General features: G+C 65.2%; 4 protein-coding genes. All 4 read left to right on the top strand.

The features are described 5' to 3' along the window. Positions 1-446, top strand: a 446-nt coding sequence (gene mraY / locus EN745_RS32210) for a phospho-N-acetylmuramoyl-pentapeptide-transferase (protein ID WP_127423114.1), incomplete at its 5' end; no start/stop codon positions are given. A gap of 8 nt (positions 447-454) precedes the next feature. After that, positions 455-1855 carry a UDP-N-acetylmuramoyl-L-alanine--D-glutamate ligase gene (murD, locus tag EN745_RS32215; protein WP_127423115.1) on the top strand — a complete coding sequence of 467 codons (1401 nt, stop codon included), beginning with the start codon at positions 455-457 and terminating at the stop codon, positions 1853-1855. Then, positions 1855-3006 carry a putative lipid II flippase FtsW gene (ftsW, locus tag EN745_RS32220; protein ID WP_126053897.1) on the top strand — a complete coding sequence of 384 codons (1152 nt, stop codon included), beginning with the start codon at positions 1855-1857 and terminating at the stop codon, positions 3004-3006. The genes murD and ftsW overlap by 1 nt, the downstream gene beginning before the upstream one ends. A gap of 1 nt (position 3007) precedes the next feature. Continuing rightward, a partial coding sequence (locus EN745_RS32225) for a glycosyltransferase (protein ID WP_189363232.1) occupies positions 3008-3346 on the top strand: 339 nt, incomplete at its 3' end.

Genomic DNA, 3346 nt, shown 5'->3' on the forward strand with positions numbered 1-3346 from the left:
GCGTTATCGCCTATCTTTCCGGCAACGCCGTGTTCGCCGAATATCTGCAGATCCACTTCGTTCCCGGCACCGGCGAACTGGCGGTGGTGCTTGGCGCGGTGATCGGCGCCGGCCTCGGCTTCCTGTGGTTCAACGCGCCGCCGGCCGCCATCTTCATGGGCGACACCGGCTCGTTGGCGATGGGCGGACTGATCGGCACGGTCGCGGTCGCGACCAAGCACGAGATTGTGCTGGTTATCGTCGGCGGCCTGTTCGTGGTCGAGATCCTGTCGGTCATCATCCAGGTCGGCTACTTCAAGATGACCGGCAAGCGCGTATTCTTGATGGCGCCGATCCATCATCATTTCGAAAAGCTCGGCTGGACCGAAAGCCAGGTGGTGATCCGCTTCTGGATCATCGCGGTGATCCTGGCGCTGGTCGGCCTGTCGACCCTCAAGCTCAGATAGGCCGCCGCTTGATCCCCGCCTCATCCTTTTCAGGCAAGCGCGTTTCGCTCTTCGGGCTCGGCGGTTCGGGGATCGCGACCGCGCATGCGCTGATCGCCGGCGGGGCCGACATCCTTGCCTGGGACGACAATCCGGATAGCGTCACCAAGGCCGCCGCCGCCGGGATCGCGACGGGGGACCTGCACGGTGCCGATTGGTCGCGCTTCTCCGCCTTCGTGCTGTCGCCCGGCGTGCCGCTGACGCATCCGAAGCCTCACTGGACGGTGGAACTCGCGCGGGGCGCCGGCGTCGAGGTCATCGGCGATATCGAGCTGTTCTGCCGCGAGCGGATCCTGCGGGCGCCGACGGCTCCCTTCATCGCCATTACCGGCACCAACGGCAAATCAACGACCACGGCGCTGACCGCGCATATCCTGAAATCGGCGGCGCGCGACACGCAGATGGGTGGCAATATCGGCCGCGCCATCATGACGCTCGATCCACCGGAAGAGCGACGCCACTACGTCGTCGAATGCTCCTCCTACCAGATCGACCTCGCGCCCTCGATCAATCCGACGGCCGGCATCCTGCTCAACCTGACACCCGATCATCTCGACCGCCACGGCACCATGGCGCACTACGCCTCGATCAAGGAGCGGCTGGTGGCCGGTAGCGAGACGGCAATCGTCGGCGTTGACGATTCCTGGTGCGCGCAGATCGCCGACCGGCTGGAGCGCGCCGGCAGGCCGGTCATCCGCATTTCCAAGCGCCTTCCGCTGACCGACGGCTACTTCGCCGATGGCAGCAACCTGATGGAAGCCGTGCATGGCCGTTACAGTCGTGTCGCCTTCCTGGAAGGTATCGGCTCGCTACGCGGCCAGCACAATGCGCAGAACGCACTGGCCGCGGTCGCCGCCTGTCTCAAGGTCGGGCTGGACCTCGGCGAGATCCAGGCGGGGCTGGAAAGCTTTCCGGGCCTGGCGCATCGCATGGAGCAGGTCGGCCGCAAGGGCCATGTGCTCTTCGTCAACGATTCCAAGGCGACCAATGCCGATGCGGCGGCTCCAGCCCTGTCCAGCTTCAACCGCATCTACTGGATCGCCGGCGGCCTGCCCAAGGAAGGCGGCATCGAGCCGCTGCGCGGCTTCTTCCCGCGCATCGCCAAGGCCTATCTGATCGGCGAGGCGGCACCCGCCTTCTCGGCGACGCTGGGCGAGGCGGTGCCCTACGAGATCTCCGGTACGCTGGTGGCGGCTGTCGAGCATGCCGCGCGCGACGCCGCCAATTACGATGGCGGCGAGGCGGTCGTGCTGCTGTCGCCCGCCTGCGCCAGTTTCGACCAATTCAAGAATTTCGAAGTGCGCGGCGAAGCCTTCAGGCAAGCTGCGAGCGCTATAGATGGCGTGAAACCCATCGGAGGGGCACGTTAATGCAAAGCCGTCTCGACAAAAGTCCGGTAGCCACCTGGTGGTGGACGATCGATCGCTGGTTCCTGGCGGCATTCCTGTCGCTGATGGGTCTGGGCATCGTGCTCTCCTTCGCGGCGAGCCCGGCGGTGGCCGAACGCATCGGCCTAGACAGCTTCCACTTCGCCACCAGGCAGATCATCTTCACCGTGCCGGCGCTCGGCGTGATGCTCGCCGTCTCCTTCCTGGAATCGCGGCAGATACGGCGCATGGCGCTGGTGATCCTGTGCACCATGCTGGTGCTGATGGTGGCGGTGCTCTATGTCGGCGTCGAGGTCAAAGGCGCGCGGCGCTGGGTATCGCTTGCCGGCCTCTCCATCCAGCCGTCGGAGTTCCTGAAGCCGGCCTTCGTCATCGTTTGCGCATGGCTCTTCGCCGAGCACAAGCGCCAGCCCGACATTCCCGGCAATCTGTTTGCCCTGCTGCTCCTGGTTCTGGTCGTCTCGCTTCTCGTCGCCCAGCCCGACCTTGGCCAGACCATGCTGGTGACCGGCACGTGGGGGGTCATGTTCTTCATGGCGGGCCTGCCGTGGCTGTGGATCATCGCGCTCGGCGTCACCGGCGTCAGCGGCCTGTTCGCCGCCTATACCGTGTTTCCACACGTCGCCGCCCGCATCGACAAGTTCCTGACCGGCGAGGGCGACACCTTCCAGGTCGACATGGGGCGCGAGGCGTTGATCAATGGCCACTGGTTCGGCGTCGGCCCGGGCGAGGGCACGGTCAAGCGGGTCATCCCCGACAGTCATGCCGACTTCGTCTTCTCGGTCGCCGGCGAGGAGTTCGGGCTGGTGATGTGCTTCTTCATTATGTCGATCTTCGCCTTCATCGTGCTGCGCGGCCTCAACACCGCGCTCAAGGAACACGACGACTTCGCGCGCTATGCCGTTGGCGGTCTGGTCACGGTGTTTGGCCTGCAGTCGGCCATCAACATGTGCGTCAACCTGCAACTGATGCCGGCCAAGGGCATGACGCTGCCGTTCATCTCCTATGGCGGCTCCTCGCAGATCGCCATCGCCATCTCGATGGGCATGGTGCTGGCCTTGACGCGCAGGCGGCCCGAGAAGCGCAAGCAGATGGGTTTTTCCTTCCCGCAGCGCGCCATGCCGGCGGAGTGATATGTCGCGGGGTGTGATCCTTCTGGCGGCGGGCGGCACGGGCGGACATCTCTTCCCGGCCGAAGCGCTGGCACATGAGCTCAATGAGCGCGGCTGGAAGGTGCATCTGGCCACCGACCATCGCGCCGAGCGCTATTCCGGCCAGTTCCCGGCTGTCAACATCCATCCGATCCAGTCGGCGACGCTTGGCTCGAAGAATCCGCTGGCGGTGCTGTCGGCCTTCTGGACGATCTGGCGCGGTGTGCGGCAGGCCTCGAAGATCATCGCCAGGATCAAGCCGGAAGCCGTCGTCGGCTTTGGCGGTTATCCGACATTGCCGCCGCTTTATGCCGCGACACGG

It is taken from the genome of Mesorhizobium sp. M4A.F.Ca.ET.022.05.2.1, from assembly GCF_003998845.1.
Classification (GTDB): Bacteria; Pseudomonadota; Alphaproteobacteria; order Rhizobiales; family Rhizobiaceae; genus Mesorhizobium.

Bases quoted from the DNA above. Each gene is read 5' to 3' on its own strand.
- ftsW (WP_126053897.1), top strand. From the start codon at position 1,855: ATGCAAAGCCGTCTCGACAAAAGTCCGGTAGCCACCTGGTGGTGGACG.